Source organism: Parolsenella catena (assembly GCF_003966955.1).
Classification (GTDB): domain Bacteria; phylum Actinomycetota; class Coriobacteriia; order Coriobacteriales; family Atopobiaceae; genus Parolsenella; species Parolsenella catena.
The window spans coordinates 1,572,850-1,596,373 of record NZ_AP019367.1; the positions used below are offsets into that span (position 1 = coordinate 1,572,850).

The following is a 23,524-nucleotide window of genomic DNA, read 5'->3' on the forward strand; positions in this document are numbered from 1 at the left end:
AGGCCCCCTATCCCAGGGGCCTGTCCTCGTTTCCAAGGAAGAGCGGCACGGCGATGTGCGTGTAGAGGGCAAGCCAGATGACGGACAGGCAGAAGCCGCCAATGACATCGCTCGCGTAGTGGACGCCGAGGTAGATCCTGCTTACGCCAATCATCACGATGACGAGGGCGAATGCCGCAACCAGAAGCGCACGCTGGCGGCGGTCCTTCTCGTAGCGCCAGACAAGCCAGGCAAGCAGGCCAAAGAACGCCATGGCGGCCATGGAGTGCCCAGAGGGAAAGCTAAAGCCGCTCACTGTGGCAAGACGAAAGCCATCTGGCCTCGGGCGCTGAATGATGAACTTGAGCACCTGGTTGATGAGCACCACAAGGCCAAGGTTCACGGCGCAGCACCAGCCCGGCCTCTTGCCGGGGGCAAAGGCGGCCACGACCACGAGCACCACGAGCATGGACACGGGCGTGGCAAGCGCAGAGAAGCTCTCCATCACGGGCGTGAGCCACGGCGTGCGCAGGTGCTGGACGATGAGCCAGTAGGCGGCGCGATCGAGCCGCATGGACTCCGCCTCCGTCACGTCATCGAGAATCAGGAGGAACACGATGGCGCAGACGGCAACCACGACGAGCCGTGCGTTCTGCCTCACGAGCGAGGCGAACCTCGCCATGGTTGTCCTCGCCCCCGCCTTTTCCTCGCACGCCATTTCCGCTCCTTTGTTTAGCCTACGGTAGCAACGATGATAGCCAACACACGAGGGTGGCGAGTTCGCGTCCAGAACCTGCGTCACGCGCCCGGCACACGACGAGATCTGGCCTCAATGCCCGCGCTCGATAATCCCCATTTCTCGCTAGGCTATTATGGGAAGACCATTGCCAACGAGAGGAACAACATGACCCCCAACCACACCACGCCGGGCGGCATCGACCGCCGCGGCTTCCTCAAGCTCATGGCCGCCGGCGCAGCCTTCACCCCGCTCGCACTCGCCGGCTGCAGCTCCACGCAGCAGGCCGCCACAGCCGAGGCCGCCGCAAGCACGGGCACCGCGACAGACCTTGCGGGCGCAAAGCTCACCTTCGTGGGAGACGACGCCTTTGCCCCCTATCGCTACCTCGAGGTTCAGTCTGACGGCAGCCAGAAGGTCGTTGGCCTCGACATCGCCATCGCAGACGAGATGGCCAACCGCCTTGGCTTCACCTATGACTTTGAGCCGCAGGAGTTTGCGGCCACCCTCGCCTCCGTCCAGAGCAGCGACACCTCGTTCACCATGGCGATGTCGTCCAACCCCGAGCGCGAGCAGACCTACGACTTCACGCGCGGCTACTACCAGCCTCTCGTGGGCGTGCTCACGATGAACGACGAGGTCAAGACCGTCGACGACCTCAAGGGCAAGTCCATTGCCTGCACAACGGGCACCGTCCAGAACAAGTTCATCTCCGCCGTGCTGCCCGACGCAGACATCCACACCTACGACGGCGGCGACCAGTGCCTGCAGGAGGTGCTCGCCGGCCGCATCGACGCCTACCTGTGCGATGGCGCCGAGGGTCAGTCCATGCGCGATGCCAACGAGGGCCTTGTCCTGGGCTTCCTCGACCGCGCCGAGACGAAGGACTACGTGGGCGTCTACCGCATCATGGCCTCGAAGGGCGCCTCGTTCGTGGGCGCGTTCGACGCCTGCGTCGCCGAGATGCTCGCCGACGGCACCATCGACTCCTTCATCGGCCAGTACGTGGGCGAGGACTTCAAGTGGGGCGACGACACGAGTGCCTCCGGCCAGCCCACGACCGGCGTCGTCACCGCCGCCAACTAGCCGCGGCGCACAACCAGCGGGAGACGCGCGATGAACTTCTCGGTCGTTGAGCCATATGCGTCCATGTTCTGGGGCGGCCTCGCCGTCACCCTCGAGGTGACGGGGACCGCCCTCGTGCTGGCGTTTGCCCTGGGAGCCGTCATCGCGGTGCTCAAGGTGCTCCCCTGTCGGCCGCTGCGACTGCTACTGGACTTCTACACCTCGATCTTCCGCGGCATTCCGCTCATCGTGCTGCTCTTCATCGCCTACTTTGCAACGCCGCAGCTCACGGGATTCAAGATATCGATGTTTGCGGCAAGCGTGCTCACGCTGGGCCTCAACGGCTCGGCCACCGTCTCCGAGACCCTGCGCGGCGGCATCGAGGGCGTCGACGCCGGCCAGTACGACGCCTCCCGAGCGCTCGCGCTGCCCTACACCACGATGATGGCGCGCATCATCATCCCGCAGGCACTGCGCTCGGTGGCGCCCGCCCTCGTGAACGAGGTCATCACCGTGCTCAAGAGCTCATCGCTCGTGGCGACGATCGGCCTCATGGACATGATGCGCGCCGCCCAGAGCGTCCAGGCGCTCACGTACCGCGCGTTCGAGCCGTTCATCGTCGTGGCCGTCATCTACTACGTCATCGTCATGTGTCTCACGGCCGTGGCCCGCGTGCTCGAGAAGCGACTCCACTAGCACCCGCAAGGGGGACGATCCCTGCAGGTCGCTCGCCAGCCGCCCCGTTGTCCGCCCCGTTCGATAAGATAGAGCCCGTGAATTCGATCGCAGCTCAAAGGACGCATTGTGGCAGACGAAGCAACTGAGACGCACGACAGGGACCCATTCGCGCCAGGCTCGCTCGGCGAGCTCGTGCCGGACCTGTGGTTTGACCCAAAGGCATGGCTGGACTATGAGCCCGAGGCCCCGCTGTCCGCGGACGAGACGCTCGAGCGCTACCTCGACTGGTGCGCGGACAGGGGCATGGAGCTGTGGGACCACCAGGAGGAGGCGCTTCTGGACCTCGCGGCGGGCGACCACGTCATCCTGGGCACACCCACGGGCTCGGGCAAGTCCATGGTTGCCCTGGGCCTGTGCTACCTGGCCATCTGCCAACACAAGCGCGCCTACTACACCGCCCCCATCAAGGCGCTCGTCTCCGAGAAGTTCTTTGACCTCGTGGACGCATTTGGCAAGGACAACGTGGGCATGATCACGGGCGACACCCAGATCAACACCGACGCACCCGTCATCTGCTGCACGGAGGAGATTCTCGCCAACCAGGCGCTTCGCGAGGGCGCCAGCAGCGACGTTGCGGCCGTGGCCATGGACGAGTTCCACTTCTTTGGCGAGGCCGATCGCGGCTGGGCCTGGCAGGTGCCGCTGCTTGCGCTGCCCAACACGCAATTCCTGCTCATGAGCGCCACGCTCGGCGACGTCTCGGCCGTGACGTCGCTGCTCGAGCGCCAGACGGGCCGCACGGTTGACACGGTCACGGACGCCGAGCGTCCGGTGCCGCTCACCTACGAGTACGTGGACACGCCGCTCGAGGCAACCGTTGAGCTCGCGCTGCGCAACGGCGACGCCCCCATCTACATCGTGCACTTTGCGCAGGACGCTGCGCTCAACACGGCCCAGTCGCTCGCGAGCTATGGCGTGGCCACCAAGGAGCAGCGCGACGCCGTGAAGCAGGCATGCAAGGGCACGCGCTTCACGACCGCCTTTGGCAAGACGCTCCAGCGCCTGCTCTCCTGCGGCGTGGGCGTGCATCACGCCGGCATGCTTCCGCGCTACCGTCTGCTCGTGGAGAAGCTCGCCCAGCAGGGCCTTCTGCCCGTCATCTGCGGCACGGACACCCTTGGCGTGGGCATCAACGTGCCCATCCACACCGTGCTGCTCACGGCGCTCACCAAGTTCGACGGCCACCGCATGCGCCGCCTGCGTGCCCGCGAGTTCCACCAGATCGCGGGTCGCGCGGGCCGCTCGGGCTTCGACACGGAGGGGCGCGTCATCGCCGAGGCCCCCGAGCACGAGATAGAGAACGCAAAGGCTCTGCTCAAGGCTGGCGGCGACCCCAAGAAGCAGCGCAAGGTCAAGAAGAAGCGCCCGCCCGAGGGCTTCGTCAACTGGAACCGCGACACGTTCGAGCACCTCTGCGGAGCCGAGCCCGAGACGCTCACCCCGCGCTTGCGCGTCACGCACTCCATGGTGCTCGCCGAGACCGAGCAGGGCGGCGATTCCCACGCGCGCATCATGCGCCTCGTCGCGGACTCGCTGCAGACCCCGCTCGAGAAGGCCAAGCTCGTAGCCCGCACCGACGAGGTGTTCGCCACGCTCATGGACGCCGGCGTCATCACGCGCGAGCCGGCAGAGCCCACCGAACAGAGCGATCGGGCCTCCCTCGAGCTCGCCGAGCTGCTGCCGGCGGCCGCAACCTCGCCGCTCGCGAGCCCGGCGTCCTACTCGCTCACGGTCGACCTGCCCGAGGACTTCGCACTCGACCAGCCACTCTCGCCATTCCTGCTCGCCGCACTCGAGCTTCTCGACCCAGAGAGCGAGACGTATGACATGGACCTCGTCTCCATGGTTGAGGCCACGCTCGAGGACCCCTGGCAGGTGCTGCGCGCCCAGGAGCGCGAGGCAAAGGGCCGCGCCATCGCCGAGATGAAGATGCAGGGAATTGAGTACGACGAGCGCATGGAGAGGCTTGAGGACGTCACCTACCCCAAGCCACTGGAGAGCGAGCTCGACGCCGCGTTCGCCACGTACTGCGAGCAGGTGCCCTGGGCACGCGACTACTGCCTGCGCCCCAAGTCGGTGCTGCGCGACATGCTCGAGACGATGTCTGACTTCAAGACCTATGTGCAGCGCTACAAGCTCTCGCGCTCCGAGGGAACGCTGCTGCGCTACCTCTCGGACGCCTGGCGTGTGCTCGACAAGACCGTGCCGCTCGACAAGCGCACCGAGCGGTTGGACGACATCGTGGCCTGGCTCGGGTTCGTCGTGCGCACGACCGACTCCAGCCTCGTGGACGAGTGGGAGGCGTCCGGGCAGGTCGGCGAGGAGCTGCCGCCAAGTGCAGCCGAGGCCGTCGTGCGGGACCGCCATGGCCTCACCGTGCTCGTGCGCAACGCCCTGTGGCGGCGCGTCCGTCTCTTCGCCGCCGAGGAGATTCCCACGCTCGGCGAGCTCGACCAGCCCTGTGGCATGGGCGAGCGCCGCTGGCGAGACGTTCTCGAACGGTTCCACGAGGCCCACGGCGAGGTCCTTCTCGACGGGGACGCGAGGTCGACGGCATACTTTATCGTTGACGAGACGGACGAGCTCACGGACCATGTGTGGCACGTGACGCAGATCTTCCATGACGCGGACGGCGACAACGACTTCCGCATCGTGGCCGACGTTGACCTCGACGCCACGCAGGACGAGGGCGAGGTCGTGTTCAAGGGCTACCGCGCAGGTTCCATCGAGGACCTCGCCGAGTAGCGCAACGCCAAGAATGCCCGCGCGGTCACACGTCGCGCAGAAACGGAGAGGCACATGATCAACTACAACCTCGTGAAGTTCACGATGAGCGCCGGCACGGCCGAGCAGCTCCCCAACAACGACCGCCCCGAGATTGCCTTCGTGGGCCGCTCCAACGTGGGCAAGTCCTCGCTCATGAACAAGTTGTTTGGGCGCAAGGACCTCGTGAAGGTCTCCTCCAAGCCCGGCAAGACCACCACGATCAACTTCTTCGCCATCGGTGGCATGGACTTCGTGGACCTGCCCGGCTACGGCTACGCGCGCGTGAACGCCACGGAGAAGCAGCGCTGGGACAACCTCATGGACGGCTACTTCGAGGGCGAGCGCAACATCAAGCTCGTCGTGGCACTCGTGGACATCCGTCATGACGCGAGCCCGCTCGACGCGCAGATGATCGGCTACCTCGAGAGCCTTGGCCACCCCTACGCCATCGCATTCACGAAGGCCGACAAACTCAGCCACTCCAGGGGCGTGGCGCAGGCAAGGCTTTTGCGCGAGCAGCTGTGCGTGGACGAGAGCGTCCGCAGCGTGCTCGTCTCGTCACTGAAGGGCACCGGCATCGACGACCTCAAGAAGGTCATCGAGGAGCGCCTCAACTTCTAGGACCAAAGGGGACGGGTTCGTTTGGCGCCCCCCCTGTCCTCGGGGGACCAAAGTAACCCGTCCCCTTTGGTTCCTTTGGCGCTAACCGACGAGCTTGCCCCTGCCCTCGGGACGGGGACGCACGTCGTCGCACGCAATCGGGTCGTAGTGGAGCGTGAGCACGATGCCAAGCTCGCGCTCCACCTCCTTTTCAATGTCATCCAAGAGCGCATGGATACAAACGGGGTCTCCGCTCGCGGGCATCTCCACGTGGGCGCTCCCGAACTTTCGGCCGGGGCCATAGTCATGGATCATGAGGTCGTGCATGCCCAGCACGCCCGGCTTGCCGAGAATTATCTCGTGCACGCGGTTGACGACCTCCTCCGAGGGCGCCTGACCCAGCAGCGGGTTGACCGTGTCTCTCACGAGCCCCAGGCCGCTCACGAGAACGAACGCGCCAACGCCGAGCGCCACCCAACCGTCAAGTTGGACGTTCGTGGCATACGAGGCAGCCGAGCACGCAAGGACCGTGAGCGTCGAGATGGCGTCATTTCTCGAGTCGACGGCCGTGGCCTCAAGCGTCTCGGACTCGATGCGACGGCCAATCGTACGGTTGAAGCCCATCATCCACGTCTTGACGGCGATGGAGAGCAGCATGACCACCACGACAGGCAGACCAAACTCAACCGGTTGGGGATCGATGATGCGCTCGATTCCCGAGCGAACAAGCTCCACGCCAACGGCCGTCACGAGAACGGCCACGACGAGGCCGGCGAGGTACTCGAAGCGCCCATGGCCATAGGGGTGGCCCTTGTCGGCGGGCTTGCTCGCGAGCTTGAAGCCGGCGAGCGTCACGATGTTGCTCGAGGCATCGGAGAGGTTGTTGAGGGCGTCCGCCACGATCGAGACGGACCCAGACGCAAGGCCGATGGCACCCTTTGCAAGGCAGAGGGCCACGTTGCAGACGATGCCCACGACGCCGGCCATGAGGCCGTACGACGTGCGCACCTCGGGGTCGTTCACGCGCCCGCAGTTTTTCACGAACAGCCGCGACAACCAGTCAGTCATGGCAAACAACACTCCCCCATACGCACGAGGAGGGCACCCGAAGACCTCCGGGCACCCTCCTCGCAACTTATACCCAGGCTCAAGACCTGGCCTCGCTAGACCTTAGTAGCGGTTGCCACCGCGGTAGCCGCCGCGGTCGTTGCCGCCGCGGGAGTCACGGCCGCCAAAGCCGCCGCGGTCGTTGCCGCCGCGGTAGCCGCCACGGTCGTTGCCGCCGCGGAAGCCGCCACGGTCGCCGCCGCGGGAGTCACGGCCGCCAAAGCCGCCGCGGTCGTTGCCGCCGCGGTAGCCGCCGCGGTCGTTGCCGCCGCGGAAGCCGCCACGGTCGCCGCCGCGGGAGTCACGGCCGCCAAAGCCGCCGCGGTCGTTGCCGCGGAAGCCGCCACGGTCGTTGCCACCGCGGAAGCCGCCACGGTCGCCGCCGCGGTCGTTGCCGCCGCGGAAGCCGCCACGGTCGCCGCCGCGGGAGTCACGGCCGCCAAAGCCGCCGCGGCCGCCACGGTCACCGCCGCGGTCGCCACCGCGGAAGCCGCCTCGGCCGCCACGGTCGTCGCGCTTGCCGCCAAAGCCGCCGCGCTCCTCGCGGTCCTCGTCCAGGCCGAGGGCCACGAGCGGGTCAATCACCTTGTCGAGAAGGGCGATGAGCTGGGCCATGTCGTCCACGCCAAGGCCGGGGACGAGGTCCTCGCCCTTGCGCTCGAGGGACTCGGCGCGCTCGATGGCGTCCTCGTCGGCCATGATGACGACCTTGCGCATGTCGGGCTCGGCCGGCTCGACGCGAGCGACGATGTCGTTCTTCTCGGCCTCGGCCATCATGGAATCGAGCTCGCGAAGGCGCATGCCGAGAAGCTCGGACATCTCCTTCTGCTCCATCTTGGGCTTGAGCTGCAGGAGCTTGAGCGCGCGCACGAGAGCGCTCGCCTTGCCACCCTTCTCCTCCTGCTCGCGGCGCATGACGGCGCGACGGCAGCGCAGCAGGCGGGCGGCCTTATTGGCCTTGTCGAACAGGACGTCGTTGGCGTCGGTCTGCTCGGCAGCCGCATCCTCGGCCTTGGGCTCGGAAGCCTCGGCCTCGGCATCGTTCTCGGCGTCGTTCTCGACGGCCTCAACCTCGGCCGTCTCCTCCACGACCTCGGTCGTGGTCTCGTCTAGCATCTCGTCATTCTCGAACTGGGACATCATGTCTCCTTCTTGCGCCGTCCATGGCGCTCGCTTGGCGCGTCCTCGCGCCCCATGCCGGATTCCTCAACTCAGATCATCTATGTCATTCGTCTCTTTGCCCCTCCCGGGGCGCCCGGCACCAGCCGACTAGTTTAAGGCCCAAGCTGGGAGAACGAGGGCGCACTCCCACATTCACCGAAACGCCAAGGTGCCCGGAAGCGACTGGCGCTTCCGGGCACCCTGCGAACGCGGAGACGGGCCGTTCCCTGTCCCTCGCCTAATCCTGGTGATAGGTGGAGAGGAAGTCCGCAAGGTCGTCCATGCACTCGGCGAGGACCTCCATGCGCGGCAGGTACACGACGCGGAAGTGGTCCGGCTGCTCCCAGTTGAAGCCGCCACCACGCGTCACGAGGATCTTCTTCTCGTGCAGCAGGTCGAGGGCAAACTGCTCGTCGTCATGGATGTTGAACTTCTTCGCATCAATCTTCGGGAAGATGTAGAACGCCGCCTTGGGCTTCACGGCCGTGATGCCGTCGATCTCGTTGAGCGCGCGATACACGAAGTCTCGCTGGTCGCACACGCGGCCGCCCGGGCGCACGTATGTCTCGACGCTCTGGTAGCCTCCAAGCGCCGTCTGCACGATGGACTGCGCCGGCACGTTGGAGCAAAGGCGCATGTTGGAGAGCATGTTCACGCCCAGCAGGAAGTCGCTCATGCAGCGGGTATTGCCGGACAGGACCATCCAGCCGATGCGGTAGCCGGCGATCATGTGGCTCTTGGACAGGCCGGAGAACGTGACGCACGGAAGGTCAGGCGCGAGCGAGGCAATCGAGACGTGCTCCACGCCATCCATGCACAGGCGGTCGTAGATCTCGTCCGAGAAGATCATGAGCTGGTGACGGCGCGCCACTTCCACGATCTGCTCGAGGACCTCGCGCGGGTAGACGGCGCCCGTGGGGTTGTTGGGGTTGATGATGACGAGCGCCTTCGTGCGGTCAGAGATCTTGGACTCCATGTCGGCGATGTCGGGATACCAGTCGGCTTGCTCGTCACACAGGTAGTGGACGGGATGGCCGCCGGCAAGCGTGGCACAGGCGGTCCACAGCGGGTAGTCGGGACTGGGGATGAGGATCTCGTCGCCGTCATCGAGCAGGGCGTGCATGGACAGCTGGATGAGCTCGGAGACGCCGTTGCCCGTGTAGATGTGCTCCATCTGGACGTTGGGCAGCCCCTTGACCTGGGAGTACTGCATGATCGCCTTGCGGGCGGAGAACAGGCCGCGCGAGTCCGAGTAGCCCTCGCACTCCGTGAGCTGCTGGCGCATGTCCTTCACGACCTCGTCCGGCGTGCGAAAGCCGAACGGCGCAGGGTTGCCGATGTTGAGCTTGAGAATGCGCTCGCCCTCGGCCTCCATGCGGGCGGCCTCGTCAACGACGGGGCCGCGGACGTCATACAGGACGTGGTCGAGCTTTGAGGACTTCTTGAACTCTCTCATAGTGCGCTCCCTCTCAGTATGAACTTGAACTTGGACACGAGGCTTGGCCGCAGCGACGTCCTGCTGGCCCGCAAGCCACTCGGCCGGCACGCCCAGAAGCCCGGCAAGCGTCCCAAGTGCCTCGCGGCGCGGCGTCACCTTGCCACTCACATATTGGCTGAGCTGGCTCTTTCCCAGCTTTTCCCCACGCTCGGCCGCCATGCGGACAAGGTCTGCCTGCTTGAGATGCGCCTTGCCCATGGCCTGTCTGAGGCGTTCCGAGAACTGCGACTGCTCCATGCGCTCCTCCCGCGGGCATTGGCCCAAGACCATTTGTTCCGTCACCGTATGTTCAATCTAAATTGAACTTTTGCATTGGGAAGTTCAATTCAAGGCTCAGAGTAGCACATTGAATTGAACTCGCACGCGTGTGTTGCGGCAGACGGCATCGCCGCACGAACGGCCCCGCGTCTATCCGCACGCAACAGTTGTTGACCACTTAACATGCGTGGCCTACAATCTCACGCCGTGAGCGAACGCCCGAAGCGCAGGGGTTTCTCGCCCCTTGCGGGGCGCGCGAGACCAACCCCATCGTCTCAGGTTAGGAGAGCAATGAACCTGCTACGAAAAGCCTGGTGCCGCACGTACCAGACGGCATTCCGAATTGTCCTGCCCGTACTGCCCTATCGCGAGCCACGCATCCTCGGCTCGGTCGAGGAGGTACCCGAGGTGCTGCGCGAGCATGGCATCTCCTCGGTGCTTCTCGTGACGGACCGCGGCATCGCCCAGATTGGCCTTACGCGCGGGCTCGAGGATGCGCTTGCCCGCGCGGGGATTTCGTGCGTCACGTACGACAAGACCGTTGCCAACCCCACCGTTGCCAACGTAGAGGAGGCTCGCGCCCTCTACCTCGAGAGCGCCTGCCAGGCCATCATCGGCTTTGGCGGGGGCTCTTCCATGGACTGCGCCAAGGCAGTGGGGGCACGCATCGCGCAGCCACGCAAGTCCGCGGGCAGCATGCGGGGACTCCTTCGCGTGCACCGCAGGCTGCCACTGCTCGTCGCCGTACCCACCACGGCGGGAACGGGAAGCGAGGTAACGCTTGCCGCCGTCATCACGGACGAGAAGACCCACCACAAGTACCCCATCAACGACTTTGCCCTCATCCCAAGCGTCGCCGTCCATGACTGGCGCCTCACGGCCAACCTGCCCGCGCCCATCACCGGCCAGACGGGCATGGACGCGCTCACTCACGCGGTCGAGGCGTTCATTGGCCGCAGTACGACGCACCACACGCGCGAGATGGCGCTCGACGCCGTGGCACTTATCCATGACAACCTGCTCAAGGCATACGAGAACGGGAGCGACGAGCAGGCCCGACGCAACATGCTCGCGGCGTCGTACGAGGCTGGCATCGCATTCACACAGTCCTACGTTGGCTACGTTCACGCCATCGCGCACAGCCTTGGCGGACAGTATGGCACGCCGCACGGCCTGGCCAACGCGGTCATTCTCCCGCACGTCCTGCGCGCCTACGGAGACGCCGCCGCCCCCAAGCTGGCCACTCTCGCACGCCACGCGGGCATTGCCGGCCCGCAGGAGACGGATGCCGCGGCCTCGGCCTCCTTCATCCGCTGGGTAGACGACATGAATGCCAGGCTGGGCATCCCGCGCCACCTCGGTGGCATCCTCGCCGATGACCTCGAGACCATGGCCGCACACGCTGACGCCGAGGCAAATCCGCTCTATCCCGTCCCCGTCCTGTGGGGACGCACGGCACTCGAGCACATGTATCGGGTCGTTGCCGGCGGGCGCTTCGCGGACGAGCCGGCGCCGGAGAGCCCGCATAAGAATGCCGGGGAACTCGCGACACCACAGGGGGCCACCGCATGAACGAGCAGCAGATACGCGAGGTCGTGGAGCAGCAGCGCGCGTACTTCATGAGCCACGCCACCATGGATGTGAGCGCGCGCCGCGCCGCGCTTCGCCGCCTTCGCGAAGCTGTCCAGGCGCACGAGGACGACATCGCCCAGGCGCTGCACGCAGACCTCGGCAAGTCAGCCGACGAGGGCTACATGTGCGAGACGGGCCTAGCCCTCTCCGAGATTCGCTACCAGCTGCGACACGTCTCGCGCTGGGCACGGTCCCGCCCGCGCGCGACAGACCTCGCCAACGCCGTGGCCACGAGCCGCGTGAAGCGCGTGCCCTACGGCGTCACGCTCGTCATGGCGCCGTGGAACTACCCGTTTCTGCTCACGCTCGAGCCACTCGCGGGCGCCCTGGCGGCGGGCAACACCGTGGTCGTGAAGCCGAGTGCCTACGCGCCGGCATCCTCCGCGGTGCTGCGCCAAATATGCGAGGAGGCGTTTGAGCCCGAACTCGTGAGCGTCATCGAGGGCGGGCGCGCGGAGAACGAGGCGCTTCTCGACCAGCGCTGGGACAACATCTTCTTCACCGGTAGCGTTGCCGTGGGCAAGCTCGTCATGGCACGGGCGGCCGAGCACCTCACGCCCGTGACGCTCGAGCTGGGTGGCAAGAGCCCCTGCATCGTGGAGAGAAGCGCCAACCTGCGCGTGGCGGCGCGACGCATCGCCTTTGGCAAGTGGCTCAACGTGGGCCAGACGTGCGTGGCACCAGACTACGTGCTTGTGGACCGCGAGATAAAAGACGAGCTCATTGGCCTTATTCGCGAGGAGTGCGAGAACATGTACGGCTCAGATGCTCTCGCAAGCCCGGCCTTTGGCAAGATGGTCAACCGCAAGCACTTCGACCGCGTCATGGGCCTCATCGACCCCACAAAGGTCGTCATGGGCGGACACGGCAACGAGCGGACGCTGCGCATCGAGCCCACCATCATGGACAACGTGACGCCGGCCGATGCCGTCATGGGCCAGGAGATCTTTGGCCCCGTGCTACCCGTCATGGCCTACGACGGCCTCGAGGAGGCCCTGCGCTTTGTGGAGGAGAGGCCCACGCCGCTTGCGCTCTACCTGTTCACGGCCAGGCACGCGCTTGCCCGCCGCGTCATGCGCGAGGTTCCCTTTGGCGGCGGCTGCGTCAACGACACGATCATGCACCTCGCCACGTCACGCATGGGGTTCGGCGGCATGGGGGCCTCGGGCATGGGCAGCTACCACGGCCGAAAGAGCTTCGAGGCGTTCACGCACGAGAAGAGCATCGTGGACAAGGCCACCTGGTTCGACGCGCCGTTTCGCTACCAGCCCTACGCGGCCTGGAAGCGCTTCTTTGTCCGAAAGTTCGTCCACTAGGCTTCCGGGGCGTTATAAACTACGCGAGCGCTGCAAATCGGACACTTTGGCGGCCCCAGGAGCCCTGTGAGCGTCTGATTTGCAGCGCTCGCGATATGACAGGTCGAGAGGGCCCGGGAGACACACGTGAACATCCAGATCTTTGGAACCAAGAAGAGCTTTGACACCAAGAAGGCCCAGCGCTGGTTCAAGGAGCGGCGCATAAAGTTCCAGTTCATCGACATGCGCGAGAAGGAGATGAGCAAGGGCGAGCTCAGGAGCGTGGCCCAGGCCGTCGGCGGGATTGATGCCCTGCTCAACCCAAAGCCCAAGGACGAGGACACGCTTGCGCTCGTACAGCATCTCGCGGAGAGCCAGCGCTTCGACAAGCTGCTCGAGAACCAGCAGCTGCTCCGCGAGCCAATCGTGCGCAATGGCCGCCAGGCAACCGTTGGCAACCGCCCGGACGTCTGGGCCACCTGGGAGTAAAACGCGAGTGTAGCCTCCTGGTCACTATGCGGACCCTTGGCCCCCCATAGTGACCGAACAGCTACACTCGCGAAATCGGGCGGTGCTGCGGGCGATGCGATGGGCGCGGCGCTAGACGAGCTTGCCGGCGCAGTGGTCGACGCAGTGCTGCACGACCTCGGCTACCCAGCCCGAGTACTTGCGCGTGCGAGCCTCGAACTTGCCGTTCACGAGCGCGTCGAACTTCACGCGCACGAGCTGGAAGCGGCGCACCTCGGTGTCGCGGTCGAGCGAGAGGCAGCCCTCGGTGGCCTTGTAGGGAGCCATGGAGGCAACGATCTTGGGGTTGAACATGACCTGCGGACCCTTGGCGCCCTCGAACGCGATGATGGCCTTCGTGGAACCGATCTGGTTCGCCGCGAGTCCGGCGCAGTTCTCCGTGGCGCCCATGGTGTCGATGAGGTCCTGGGCAACCTCGGCGTCCTCGACGGTGGCGGGCTCCGCCGGCTTGCTGAGGAACTCCTCGTCCTTCACGATGTCCTTGACCATGACCTTCCCTTTCCTGCGAGGCCGCACGCCGCCTCTGCGGAGCACGGCCGGTTCTTTTGCCCCATCGATGATACGTGATTGGGCCAAGCCGCGCTTGCAGACACGGTGGCGGACAGCGGACGCACCGCCTCAGACGAGCTGTCTCATGTTCACGCTAGTGCGATACGCGCCATCGACGCCAAACACGTCATGGGCAAGGTCGAGCAGGCGCATGCCTGAGGTGGCTCCCTCGTCGTCAACGGGAACCCAGGAGGGATCGAATGGGCAGCGGTCGTACATGACGGTCTGCCCAACGGGCAGCCACACGTCATCGACGCAGCCAAGCCTGAGCGAGACGGTCCCCTCGTTCCAGTTGTCACGCCTCGCCAGGCGCGCGTCTCGCACCGTGCGCATCGCTCCGTCGTATATGTCGAGCAACTCGAGCGTCCCCGCGCCCGGGTCCCTGCGCATGATGGCGTACTCCGAGAACTCGTGGGTCTCGGCCACCTGGCGAAGCCTCGCCAGGCGAGAGTCGGCCACGCCAGCAGGCGGCTTTCTCACGTAGCGCTCGAGCAGCGTGCCACGCTCGTCAAGCATGCAGTCGAACAGCAGCCACTCCGTAAACGTTGCGTTCACCTGCGTCTCCACAAGCGGGTCGGGCTCGCTCTCGAAGTAGATCGCGGGACGCACGATCTGCTCGAAGGCAAGGGCCGGCTCCTCGATGAACTCGCGCTTCCTCCTGCCCCAGTACTCCGCGACGGACCTGACGTCTCGCTCGACCTTCTCGCCGATGCCCATAGCCTCTCCCCTCTCGCCGGACGCGGTTGCGCCACCTTCGTTGCGAGAAGGGTATGGGCAGGCGAGGCGCATGCGAGCGCCGTTGCCGAGAAAGTCCCGCGCGGTCAAACGCAGACCTTGCGCAAATCAAACGAAAATTTGGCCCCTTTGGTGAAAATGGGCGCCAACCTGGGCAATAAACCGCAGGTTGGCGCCTTGTGGCTCTCGAACGGGCGAAGCCGTGCCGAGACGAGAAAAACTCACCTGCTAGCGCTTGGCGGACTGGTCCATGATCCAGTCGAGCTCGCGGTCGAGCTCGGCGTTGCGGCGGACGCGCAGACGGTCTGCCATGACGCCACGGGCCATGACGTGGAGCGGCTCACGCAGGACGGAGAGGTCGTCGAGCGGGTTCTCGCGCGTGACGAGGATGTCTGCGTCGCGGCCAAGCTCGATGGTGCCCGTCACATTTCCCAGGCCCAGGAGCTGGGCGTTTACCTGGGTGGCCGTGTGAAGGGCAAACGCATTCGAGACGCCAACGTACTTGGCAAAGTAGGCCACCTCACGCCACATGTCGTACTGCGTGACATACGGGCAGCTCGAGTCCGTGCCAAGGCCCACGGGGATGCCGGCGTCGAGCGCCTCGCGGGCGCTGTCGATGATGCCGGCACACACGATGTCGCCGTTCGTCTTCTGGACGTCGGTCGAGTGGGTCTTCTCGGGGTCGAGAAGCACGAACGGCAGGGCCGGCGAAATGGTGCACGTCACGCTCGGGAGCCTACCGGGAAGCTGCGTGCCCGCCGAGCCGCGGTACAGGTCGAGAATCTCGGGCGTCATGGGGGCACCGTGCTCGATCGTGTCGACGCCGGCCGCCAGCGCCACGCGAACGCCCTCGGTGCTCTCGACGTGCGCCATGACGGGAAGCCCCAGCTCGTGGGCCGTCTTGCACGCGGCGGAGGCCACCTCGAAAGACATGCGCAGCACGCCCGGCTCACCAGGCTCCGTGGCGTCGAACACGCCGCCCGTCACAAAGAGCTTGATGACGTCTGCCCCACGGGCCATGTTCTCGCGCACCTGCTCGGACGCCTGCTCGGGGCTCTCGGCCACCTGGGCGAACAGTCCGGCGCCATGACCGCCCGGCACCGTGACGCCCGTTCCGGGGGCAACGATGCGCGGGCCCACGTACCTTCCGGCCTCGATGGCGTCTCGCACGGCGATGTCGGCGTAGAGGGGGTCGCCGGCGCCACGAACGGTCGTGACACCGCTCGCAAGCTGCTGCCGGGCAGAGCCGCGGATGATGCGGCGCAGGATGGCCCGCCCCACGGGGTTGTCGAGCTTGGACATGATCGATCCGGCGTCGCCCGAGCTCATGGGTTTGCCGGAGCCGCAGAAGTGCACGTGCATGTTCACAAGGCCCGGCATGAGGAACGCGCCGCCCAGGTCGATGACGCGCGCGGTGGCGGGCGCCTGCGCCACGGCCGCGGGCTCTATTCGGGCGATCTTGCCGGCCTCCACCGTCACGGCCATGCCACGCTGGGGCTTCATGCTCTCCGTGCCATCCAGAATGGTAGCGTTCACGAACATGGTCACGTTGTCTCTGCTCGCCATGGGAGCTCCTTGCCTGCGCGGGATTGTGCGTACAAGGTTACCCATTATGTAAAGCTGCGGGACAGGCGCATCGGCGGGCGGGACGACGGCCGGCGGTGACAGTTTGACCCCATCCCCATGTGTCACCGGCGGACGATGACGTCAAAGCGGACGGCCTTGCCAGCGACGGAGTGGCTCGGCCTGACGCCTGCGAGTACGGGAGCCTTCACGGGGCGCTTCACAACAACCCTCCTCGGTCCCGCCGCGAGCGCGGCGTCCATGAGCGCGTCCTCATCGGCGCACGGGGCCTCGAGGTGGTGCAGCAGCTGGAACTTCTTCTTCACCGCGGCGCTCTTTGTCCGGCCCGGGAACATCGGGTCGAGGTAGACCACGTCCGGTGCATCGTCCATCCCGGCAAGCACCTCCACGCTGTCCGCCTCCACAAGCCTCATGCGAGAGACGATGCCCGCAAGCTGCGGCTCGTTGCCCGCACGGCGCAGGGCGTCCGCGAGCAGCAGCGCGATCACCGGGTCGTTCTCGCACAGCGTCACCGAGAAGCCCGCCGCCGCAAGGAGCAACGAGTCCTCCCCGAGCCCTGCCGTGGCGTCGACGGCATGGGGGGCCTCGACACCCCTCACGCGGGCCGCGCGCACGAGCATCTCCCGCCCGAGACGATCGTGCCTAAGGCGTGGCAGGAGCTCGCGGAAGTCCTCGCACAGGGACATCCCATCGGCGCACAGCGCAAGTCCGTCGTCAATAAATCGCAGCTCAACGCCCTCGGGAAGGGTGAGCTCGCGTGCGCGCCGCTCTATCTGTTCTCGCTCCATGGGCTCCCCTCCCTCTTCTCCGACAATTCTAGCCGCAACGGCAGCATCTATAATCGCCAAGACGGCGGCCGCCGACATGACGGCCGCGCAAGAGGAGAGGTGGCCCCATGGCAGAGGACAACATCCCCAAAGGCGAGCGCGTGTGCGCGGGAGTCGGCCATGACTGCGCGTTCAGCAGGGCCGGCAGCTCCTGCATGGACAACATCCGCCTGTTCGCGGGGCTCCCGCCCTCGGCAAAGCGCGAGCTTCTCGCACGGGCAAGGCACACGGCCCACGCAAGCGGGGACATCATCGTCCACGAGGGCGACCCGATCGAGTCGATCATCGTCGTGCGAACCGGGCGCATCAAGACCTATCGCAGCACCTCGGACGGCGAGCAGCACGTGCTCGACGTGCTGCACGACGGCCAGGCGCTGTGGCACGGGCTATTCCTCGACAACCGCACCTACGGCTACTCCGTCTCGTGCCTCACGCCCGTGCGCCTGTGTCTCATCCACCGCGCCGACGTGGAGCAGATGCTCGCGAACCACCCCGACGTCGCCATGGGCCTCATCCGCATGGTCTGCACCGAGCTCGACCGCGCCGAGGAGCGCATCATGATGTTGAGCATACGCGACCCGCGCCGGCGCCTCGCCGAGTACCTGCTCACGCGCGACCGCAGCTGCACGGGCCCTGAGATTCATCTCAAGCTCGATGACATCGCCAGCTCCGTGGGCCTGCGCCCGGAGACCGTCTCGAGAAACATCGCGCGATTCGACCGCGAGGGCCTCGTGAGACGCACGGGACGAGGCCGGCTGCTCGTGCTTGACCGCGAGGGCCTCGCCCGCGTGTCCGAGTCCTGACGCGCGACAAGGTGGCCCCGGCGCTCCTCCCGAAGCAAGACGCCCCATCCCGGGTGCCCTGCCTAAGAGTTTACCTTCTTTAACAATTTTTTCTCGCTATTTGATTACGGTCAAGGAACTTCTCTCGCGCACCAACTACATTTCACCCGTGGAAACAGGGCGCGGGAGAGGAGCGGGAAATGACCAAGGGGCGCATACATTCCATGGAGTCGTTTGGCTCCGCGGATGGTCCGGGCGTACGCTTCCTCGTCTTTCTCCAGGGCTGCCCCATGCGCTGCCGCTACTGCCACAACCCAGACACGTGGCGCACCGAGGGCGGCACGCTCATGGACGCGTCCGAGATTCTCGACCGCGCGGAGCGCTTCCGCAGCTACTGGGGACCCGAGGGCGGTATCACCGTCTCTGGCGGCGAGGCCCTCATGCAGGCCGAGTTCGTGGCGGAGCTCTTTGAGCAGGCACACGAGCGCGGCATCAACACGTGCCTCGACACCTCGCTGGCGCCGTTCACGCGCGAGCAGCCCGCCCTCGCGACGTTCGAGCGCGTCATGGACGCCTGCGACCTCGTGATGGCAGACATCAAGCACGCAGACCCCGCCGTCCACAAGCGACTCACGGGACGCACCAACGAGAACATCGTCGACTGCCTGCACTGGCTCGCGGAGCGCAACCAGCCGATGTGGATCCGCCAGGTCCTCGTCGAGGGCTACACGGACGATGACGCCTCGCTGGCACAGACGCGCGAGCTCATCGCCTCGCTCGGTGAGAGCGTGCGGCGCGTCGAGGTGCTGCCCTACCACACGCTTGGCGTCTTCAAGTGGGAGGAGCTCGGGATTCCCTACACGCTGGAGGGCGTCACGCCCCCCTCGCCCGAGCGCACCCAGCAGGCACAGGCGATTCTTCGCGGCGAGGTGCCGGCGCCCACGGCGGGCGCGGAGCGGCACGCGGCGCGGGCGCAACACTAGGTAACCCACCCGGGACACCCCCGCCCCGGGTCATAACGACGGCGCCGAGACTGCATGGCAGCGGCGCAAGAGGAGGAAATATGGCACTACGGGAAGAGTGGGCAGGATTTGCCGGCGGGCACTGGGTGGACGACATCAACGTCCGCGACTTCATCCAGCGCAACTACACCGCCTATGACGGCGACGAGTCGTTCCTTGCCGGCCCCACCGAGGCCACGGACAAGCTCTGGGGTCGCGTCCAGGAGCTCCAGGCCGAGGAGCGCGCCCACGACGGCGTGCTCGAGTGCGAGACCGAGGTCGTCTCCGGCCTCACCGCCTACGGCGCCGGCTACATCGACGAGCAGCTCAAGGACCTCGAGCAGATCGTGGGTCTGCAGACCGACAAGCCGCTCAAGCGCGCCTTCATGCCCTACGGCGGCATCAAGATGGCCCAGCAGGCGGCCGAGAACTACGGCTTCCACGTGAACGACAAGTACAACCAGATCTTCAACGAGTACCGCAAGACGCACAACCAGGGCGTCTTTGATGCATACACCCCCGAGATGCGCGCCGCCCGCCACTCCCACGTCATCACCGGCCTGCCCGACACCTACGGCCGCGGCCGCATCGTCGGCGACTACCGCCGCGTGGCCCTCTACGGCATCGACCGCCTCATCGCCGGCAAGCAGGACGACCTCAACAACTGCGGCGGCCGCACCATGACCGACGACATCGTGCGCCAGCGCGAGGAGATCGCCGACCAGATCCGCGCCCTCAAGGGCATGAAGGAGATGGCCAAGGCCTACGGCTACGACATCTCCCAGCCCGCCCGCGACGCCCACGAGGCCGTCCAGTGGCTCTACTTTGGCTACCTGGCCGCCATCAAGACGCAGAACGGCGCCGCCATGTCCGTGGGCCGCGTGTCCACGTTCCTGGACATCTACATCCAGCGCGACCTTGCCGCCGGCAAGATCGACGAGCAGCAGGCCCAGGAGCTCATCGACCACCTCGTGCTGAAGCTGCGCATCGTCAAGTTCGCGCGCATCCCCTCCTACCAGGCGCTCTTCTCCGGCGACCCCGTGTGGGCCACGCTTGAGGTCGCGGGCCTTGGCCAGGACGGCCGTCACATGGTGACCAAGAACGACTACCGCTTCCTGCACACGCTCGAGAACATGGGCCCGGCGCCCGAGCCCAACCTGACGGTGCTCTACAGCAAGCGCCTCCCGGACAACTTCCGCAAGTACGCCGCCAAGATCTCCGTCAACACCTCGTCCATCCAGTACGAGAACGACGACGTCATGCGCCCGGTCTGGGGCGACGACTACTCCATCTGCTGCTGCGTCTCTGCCACCGAGACGGGCAAGGAGATGCAGTTCTTCGGCGCCCGCGCCAACCTCGCCAAGGCGCTCAACTACGCCATCAACGGCGGCAAGGACGAGAAGTTCCTCGACAAGCAGGGCAACCACATGCAGGTTGGACCGGAGTACGCGCCCGTCACGAGCGAGTACCTCGACTACGGCGAGGTCATGCACAAGTTCGACCTCATGATGGACTGGCTGGCCGACCTCTACGTCAACATCCTCAACCTCATCCAGTACATGCACGACAAGTACTACTACGAGGCTGCCGAGATGGCCCTCATCGACACGAACGTGCGCCGCACGTTCGCCACGGGCATCGCCGGCTTCTCGCACGTCGTGGACTCCATCAGCGCCATGAAGTACGCCCGCGTCAAGACCGTGCGTGACGAGCAGGGCATCGTCGTCGACTACGAGGTGGAGGGCGACTTCCCCAAGTACGGCAACGACGACGACCGCGCCGACGAGATTGCCGTGTGGCTGCTCAAGACGTTCATGAAGAAGATCGCCAAGCACCACACCTACCGCAACTCCGAGCCCACCACCTCGATCCTCACGATCACCTCGAACGTGGTGTACGGCAAGGCCACCGGCGGCACCCCGGACGGCCGCAAGGCATTCACGCCGTTTGCCCCGGGCGCCAACCCCGCCTACGGCGCCGAGCAGAGCGGCCTTCTCGCCTCGCTCAACTCCGTGGCCAAGCTGCCCTATGAGTACGCCCTCGACGGCATCTCCAACACGCAGACGATCAACCCGTCCGCGCTTGGCAATGACCTCGGGCAGCGCGTCACCAACCTCGTGAACGTCATGGACGGCTACTTCGTCAACGGCGCCCACCACCTCAACGTCAACGTCTTTGGCGTCGAGAAGCTCAAGGACGCCATGGAGCACCCCGAGAAGCCCGAGTACGCAAACTTCACCATTCGCGTCTCAGGCTACGCCGTGAAGTTCATCGACCTCACGCGCGAGCAGCAGCTCGACGTCATCGCCCGTACCTGCCACACGAGCATGTAGTCCCGGCTCGCAGGCATCGCGACAGCGCAAGGCCCCGCAGTCCACGTTGGCTGTGGGGCCTTCTTTGTGGTCATCTCGTTGCGAATCTGGCCGTAGCGCAGCGTTCCCATGGAGCCCAGCACGCAGATGATGCGGGGCTTCCACCGGCCGCCAAAGACGTCAAGGCCAAAGCGTCGCGCAGCAGCGGCAACACTACTTGTGGTAGGGCTCACCGCGGCTGATCTTGCAGGCGCGGTAAAGCTGCTCGAGCAGCACGACGCGCGCCAGGTTATGCGGCAGCGTGATGGGGCCAAAGGAGAACGTCTCGTTGGCACGGGCGCGCACCTCGGGAGACACGCCGTCCGAGCCCCCGATCACGAACGAGAGGTCGCTCTTGCCGCGCAGCACGAGCTCGTCGAGATGTGCCGAGAACTCCTCGCTGCCGCGCTGCTTGCCGTCGATGGCGAGCAGGATCACGTGGCTACGCTCGGGAATGGCAGAGAGGATCTCCTGCCCCTCCTTCGAGCGGCTCGCCTCGACGCCGCCGGCACGCGCCGGGTCGATGTCGGGCACCTCGCGCACGTCAACCTTGCCGTAGGCGCCCAGGCGCTTCACGTACTCGGCGCATGCCTGGACCCAGAACCTCTCCTTGAGCTTGCCCACGGCAACGATGGTGTAGCGCATGCCCGTCCTACCTCGTCCTGAATGATGAATCGCCAACAAACTCAAGCTTGATGCCCTTGTTTGAGAAGAAGTACTCGGCCGTCTCGCGCACCTCGGCATCCCTCTCGCCCAGCGGATCCCACGAGAAGAACTGGCCTCCGCAGGCGTCGTGAAGATGGACGCGCGTGGGAAGCCCCGCCTGGGCGAGCGCCCGGTTGCAGTCCTCGACCTCGAACGTGCTCACGATGCGAGCCATAAGGAGCCTCCTTCAAAGTGGGACAATCCTCTTCCATGCATTCAGATTGTCCCACAGGAGGCGATGATGGGCAGCCAGAAGAGGTCGGCGCGCAAGGCACGGCGCAGTGCGTTCGAGAGGGGCCTTGGCGACGAGCTGGGCGACGTGTTCGCGCGCGAGGACGCGAGGCGCGCCCAGCAGCAAAAGCAACGCGAGGAGGCCCTGCGCTACAAGGCCTGCGAGCGCAAGAAGCGCTATGCGAGCGAGGCCGAGGCCAAGGACGCCATCCGCAGCTGCGAGCGCCACGGCTCGCGTGACCTGCACTGCTACCGCTGCCCCTACTGCAACGGCTGGCACCTCACGCACAGATAGGGACCAAAGGGGACGGGTTCGTTTGGTCCCCGCTAAGAACCAGAGGGGACGGGTTCGTTTGGTCCCTCCAGAGGGGCGCCAACGGGACCCGTCCCCTTTGGCGCTACCAGTCGCGGCCGGGCTCGGGGCACACGAGCTTGTCGGCGGGAGCGCCAGCGGCATCGGTCAGGCTCACGTGACGGATGGCGGGATCGTCATAGGTGGTGTAGTAGTACGTGCCCGTCTTGGCGGAGAAGCAGCTCGTGTAGAGCGTCTTCTCGAAGTCACCGTTGCCCATGCGAGCCGCGCCCTCGACCATCGCAACGCCCTCGAGCGTGCGCAGCATGCGGATGACGTTGTCATGCTCGCCGGACTTCTCGGGATAGTTGGCGTTGAGGTAGGCGGCCTTCACGAAGCGCGAGGGCGAGTAGCAGTCGCCAGGGATGCCGCGCATGCCAGCGCCCGCGCCGAAGGGAGCGAGGTCCGCCGCGCGCCACGTTGCCGTGGCCGGAAAGTCGTTCGTGGCCGTGATGTAGCCGCGCAGGTTCTCGAGATGCCACTCGAGCGAGGGCTGGTTCGTAAGCACGTCCACGGGGTCGTCGAGCACGTGAATGCCGTCCGCGCGGCTCTCCACCACGATGCTGCGTGCGGCGTCGCCAATGATCCAGTGCAGGTAGGAGACGCCCAGGCCCTCGCCGGCAGAGGCGCCCACGATCGTCACGTTGGCGAGCGCGGTCTGAACCTCATCGACGCTCGAGAAGCTCGCGGCGACCCACAGCGGAAACTCGTAGGCGCACACGTTCGTGCGGCCCTGCTCTGGCGCGTCCGCATAGGCGGCATAGCCGGGGAAGTTGAGGCCCGCCACGGCAAGACCCGCATCGTTGCCGCAGTCGAAGAACATGGGGTAGTTGTTGTAGTCCACGCACATGCCGATGGCGGCGTGCGCGGCCGGGGCATCATCGAGGAACCGGTAGCTCGCGGGGAAGCCCTTGGGCATGATGCGGACTCGTTCGCCATAGCCGCAGCTCCAGTCCAGGTTGCGACCAAAGAACATGCCACCCTCGGCGCTCGTGAACCTTACTCCCGTGCACATGATGGCTCCCTTCTTCGCCGGCGGGGCCC

22 protein-coding genes are annotated in these 23,524 nt (G+C 65.9%); 11 read left to right on the forward strand and 11 right to left on the reverse strand.

Annotation, left to right across the window (positions count from 1 at the left end; all coding sequences use genetic code 11):
* Positions 1-7: 7 nt before the first annotated feature.
* Positions 8-697: a phosphatase PAP2 family protein gene (locus Pcatena_RS07055; protein WP_126422915.1), complete on the reverse strand. Its 690-nt coding sequence runs from the start codon at positions 695-697 to the stop codon at positions 8-10.
* 186 nt (positions 698-883) lie between these two features.
* Between Pcatena_RS07055 and Pcatena_RS07060 the strand changes: the two genes are divergently transcribed.
* The 4 genes from Pcatena_RS07060 to yihA all read left to right on the forward strand — a co-directional run bounded on the left by Pcatena_RS07060 (position 884) and on the right by yihA (position 5,905).
* On the forward strand, positions 884-1,801 hold the full coding sequence (locus tag Pcatena_RS07060; protein ID WP_172596409.1) for a substrate-binding periplasmic protein: 918 nt from the start codon (positions 884-886) through the stop codon (positions 1,799-1,801).
* Positions 1,802-1,831: 30 nt separating this feature from the next.
* On the forward strand, positions 1,832-2,476 hold the full coding sequence (locus Pcatena_RS07065; protein WP_126422919.1) for an amino acid ABC transporter permease: 645 nt from the start codon (positions 1,832-1,834) through the stop codon (positions 2,474-2,476).
* A 108-nt stretch (positions 2,477-2,584) separates the two neighbouring features.
* Entirely contained in the window at positions 2,585-5,263 is a 2,679-nt protein-coding gene (locus tag Pcatena_RS07070; protein ID WP_269777007.1) for a DEAD/DEAH box helicase, read from the forward strand.
* A gap of 54 nt (positions 5,264-5,317) precedes the next feature.
* A complete protein-coding gene (gene yihA, locus Pcatena_RS07075) occupies positions 5,318-5,905 on the forward strand; it encodes a ribosome biogenesis GTP-binding protein YihA/YsxC (protein WP_198433394.1) in 588 nt (195 codons plus the stop codon).
* 81 nt (positions 5,906-5,986) lie between these two features.
* Here yihA and Pcatena_RS07080 read toward each other — a convergent pair whose 3' ends face one another.
* The 3 genes from Pcatena_RS07080 to Pcatena_RS07090 form a co-directional block, all read right to left on the reverse strand.
* Entirely contained in the window at positions 5,987-6,952 is a 966-nt protein-coding gene (locus Pcatena_RS07080) for a cation diffusion facilitator family transporter (protein WP_126422923.1), read from the reverse strand.
* 102 nt (positions 6,953-7,054) lie between these two features.
* Entirely contained in the window at positions 7,055-8,131 is a 1,077-nt protein-coding gene (locus Pcatena_RS07085) for a hypothetical protein (RefSeq protein WP_126422925.1), read from the reverse strand.
* Positions 8,132-8,390: 259 nt separating this feature from the next.
* The gene (locus Pcatena_RS07090; RefSeq protein WP_126422927.1) at positions 8,391-9,887 is read right to left on the reverse strand and encodes an aminotransferase class I/II-fold pyridoxal phosphate-dependent enzyme; all 1,497 of its coding nucleotides are present in this window, start codon (positions 9,885-9,887) and stop codon (positions 8,391-8,393) included.
* A 312-nt stretch (positions 9,888-10,199) separates the two neighbouring features.
* Between Pcatena_RS07090 and Pcatena_RS07095 the strand changes: the two genes are divergently transcribed.
* The 3 genes from Pcatena_RS07095 to Pcatena_RS07105 all read left to right on the forward strand — a co-directional run bounded on the left by Pcatena_RS07095 (position 10,200) and on the right by Pcatena_RS07105 (position 13,324).
* Positions 10,200-11,480, forward strand: a complete 1,281-nt coding sequence (locus Pcatena_RS07095) for an iron-containing alcohol dehydrogenase (protein WP_126422929.1) — start codon at positions 10,200-10,202, stop codon at positions 11,478-11,480.
* Positions 11,477-12,856: an aldehyde dehydrogenase gene (locus Pcatena_RS07100; protein WP_126422931.1), complete on the forward strand. Its 1,380-nt coding sequence runs from the start codon at positions 11,477-11,479 to the stop codon at positions 12,854-12,856. The genes Pcatena_RS07095 and Pcatena_RS07100 overlap by 4 nt, the downstream gene beginning before the upstream one ends.
* A 126-nt stretch (positions 12,857-12,982) precedes the next feature.
* The gene (locus Pcatena_RS07105) at positions 12,983-13,324 is read left to right on the forward strand and encodes an arsenate reductase family protein (protein WP_126422933.1); all 342 of its coding nucleotides are present in this window, start codon (positions 12,983-12,985) and stop codon (positions 13,322-13,324) included.
* A 111-nt stretch (positions 13,325-13,435) separates the two neighbouring features.
* On the opposite strand, the gene Pcatena_RS07110 is transcribed toward Pcatena_RS07105, so the two are convergent.
* The 4 genes from Pcatena_RS07110 to Pcatena_RS07125 form a co-directional block, all read right to left on the reverse strand.
* Complete coding sequence (locus Pcatena_RS07110) at positions 13,436-13,852, reverse strand: peptide deformylase (protein WP_126422935.1); 417 nt, start codon at positions 13,850-13,852, stop codon at positions 13,436-13,438.
* Between the two features lie 129 nt (positions 13,853-13,981).
* Entirely contained in the window at positions 13,982-14,629 is a 648-nt protein-coding gene (locus tag Pcatena_RS07115; protein WP_126422937.1) for a hypothetical protein, read from the reverse strand.
* 246 nt (positions 14,630-14,875) lie between these two features.
* Positions 14,876-16,213: an amidohydrolase family protein gene (locus tag Pcatena_RS07120; RefSeq protein ID WP_126422939.1), complete on the reverse strand. Its 1,338-nt coding sequence runs from the start codon at positions 16,211-16,213 to the stop codon at positions 14,876-14,878.
* Positions 16,214-16,335: 122 nt separating this feature from the next.
* Complete coding sequence (locus Pcatena_RS07125; RefSeq protein WP_172596410.1) at positions 16,336-17,019, reverse strand: class I SAM-dependent methyltransferase; 684 nt, start codon at positions 17,017-17,019, stop codon at positions 16,336-16,338.
* Between the two features lie 107 nt (positions 17,020-17,126).
* Between Pcatena_RS07125 and Pcatena_RS07130 the strand changes: the two genes are divergently transcribed.
* The 3 genes from Pcatena_RS07130 (at position 17,127) to pflB (ending at position 21,174) form a co-directional block, all read left to right on the forward strand.
* Positions 17,127-17,861: a Crp/Fnr family transcriptional regulator gene (locus Pcatena_RS07130; RefSeq protein WP_126422943.1), complete on the forward strand. Its 735-nt coding sequence runs from the start codon at positions 17,127-17,129 to the stop codon at positions 17,859-17,861.
* A gap of 179 nt (positions 17,862-18,040) precedes the next feature.
* Positions 18,041-18,823, forward strand: coding sequence for a pyruvate formate-lyase-activating protein (gene pflA, locus Pcatena_RS07135; protein WP_126422945.1), 783 nt, complete (start codon positions 18,041-18,043; stop codon positions 18,821-18,823).
* A gap of 80 nt (positions 18,824-18,903) precedes the next feature.
* Positions 18,904-21,174 (forward strand): formate C-acetyltransferase, encoded by a 2,271-nt coding sequence (pflB, locus tag Pcatena_RS07140; protein ID WP_126422947.1) that lies wholly within the window; start codon positions 18,904-18,906, stop codon positions 21,172-21,174.
* A 192-nt stretch (positions 21,175-21,366) separates the two neighbouring features.
* Here the strand turns inward: pflB and rlmH are convergent, their stop codons facing one another.
* Positions 21,367-21,837, reverse strand: coding sequence for a 23S rRNA (pseudouridine(1915)-N(3))-methyltransferase RlmH (rlmH, locus tag Pcatena_RS07150; protein WP_126422951.1), 471 nt, complete (start codon positions 21,835-21,837; stop codon positions 21,367-21,369).
* 7 nt (positions 21,838-21,844) lie between these two features.
* On the reverse strand, positions 21,845-22,072 hold the full coding sequence (locus tag Pcatena_RS07155; protein ID WP_126422953.1) for an RDAC family protein: 228 nt from the start codon (positions 22,070-22,072) through the stop codon (positions 21,845-21,847).
* Positions 22,073-22,138: 66 nt separating this feature from the next.
* Between Pcatena_RS07155 and Pcatena_RS07160 the strand changes: the two genes are divergently transcribed.
* Positions 22,139-22,423, forward strand: coding sequence for a hypothetical protein (locus tag Pcatena_RS07160; RefSeq protein ID WP_126422955.1), 285 nt, complete (start codon positions 22,139-22,141; stop codon positions 22,421-22,423).
* Between the two features lie 103 nt (positions 22,424-22,526).
* Here the strand turns inward: Pcatena_RS07160 and bsh are convergent, their stop codons facing one another.
* The gene (bsh, locus tag Pcatena_RS07165) at positions 22,527-23,495 is read right to left on the reverse strand and encodes a choloylglycine hydrolase (RefSeq protein WP_126422957.1); all 969 of its coding nucleotides are present in this window, start codon (positions 23,493-23,495) and stop codon (positions 22,527-22,529) included.
* Positions 23,496-23,524: the final 29 nt, after the last annotated feature.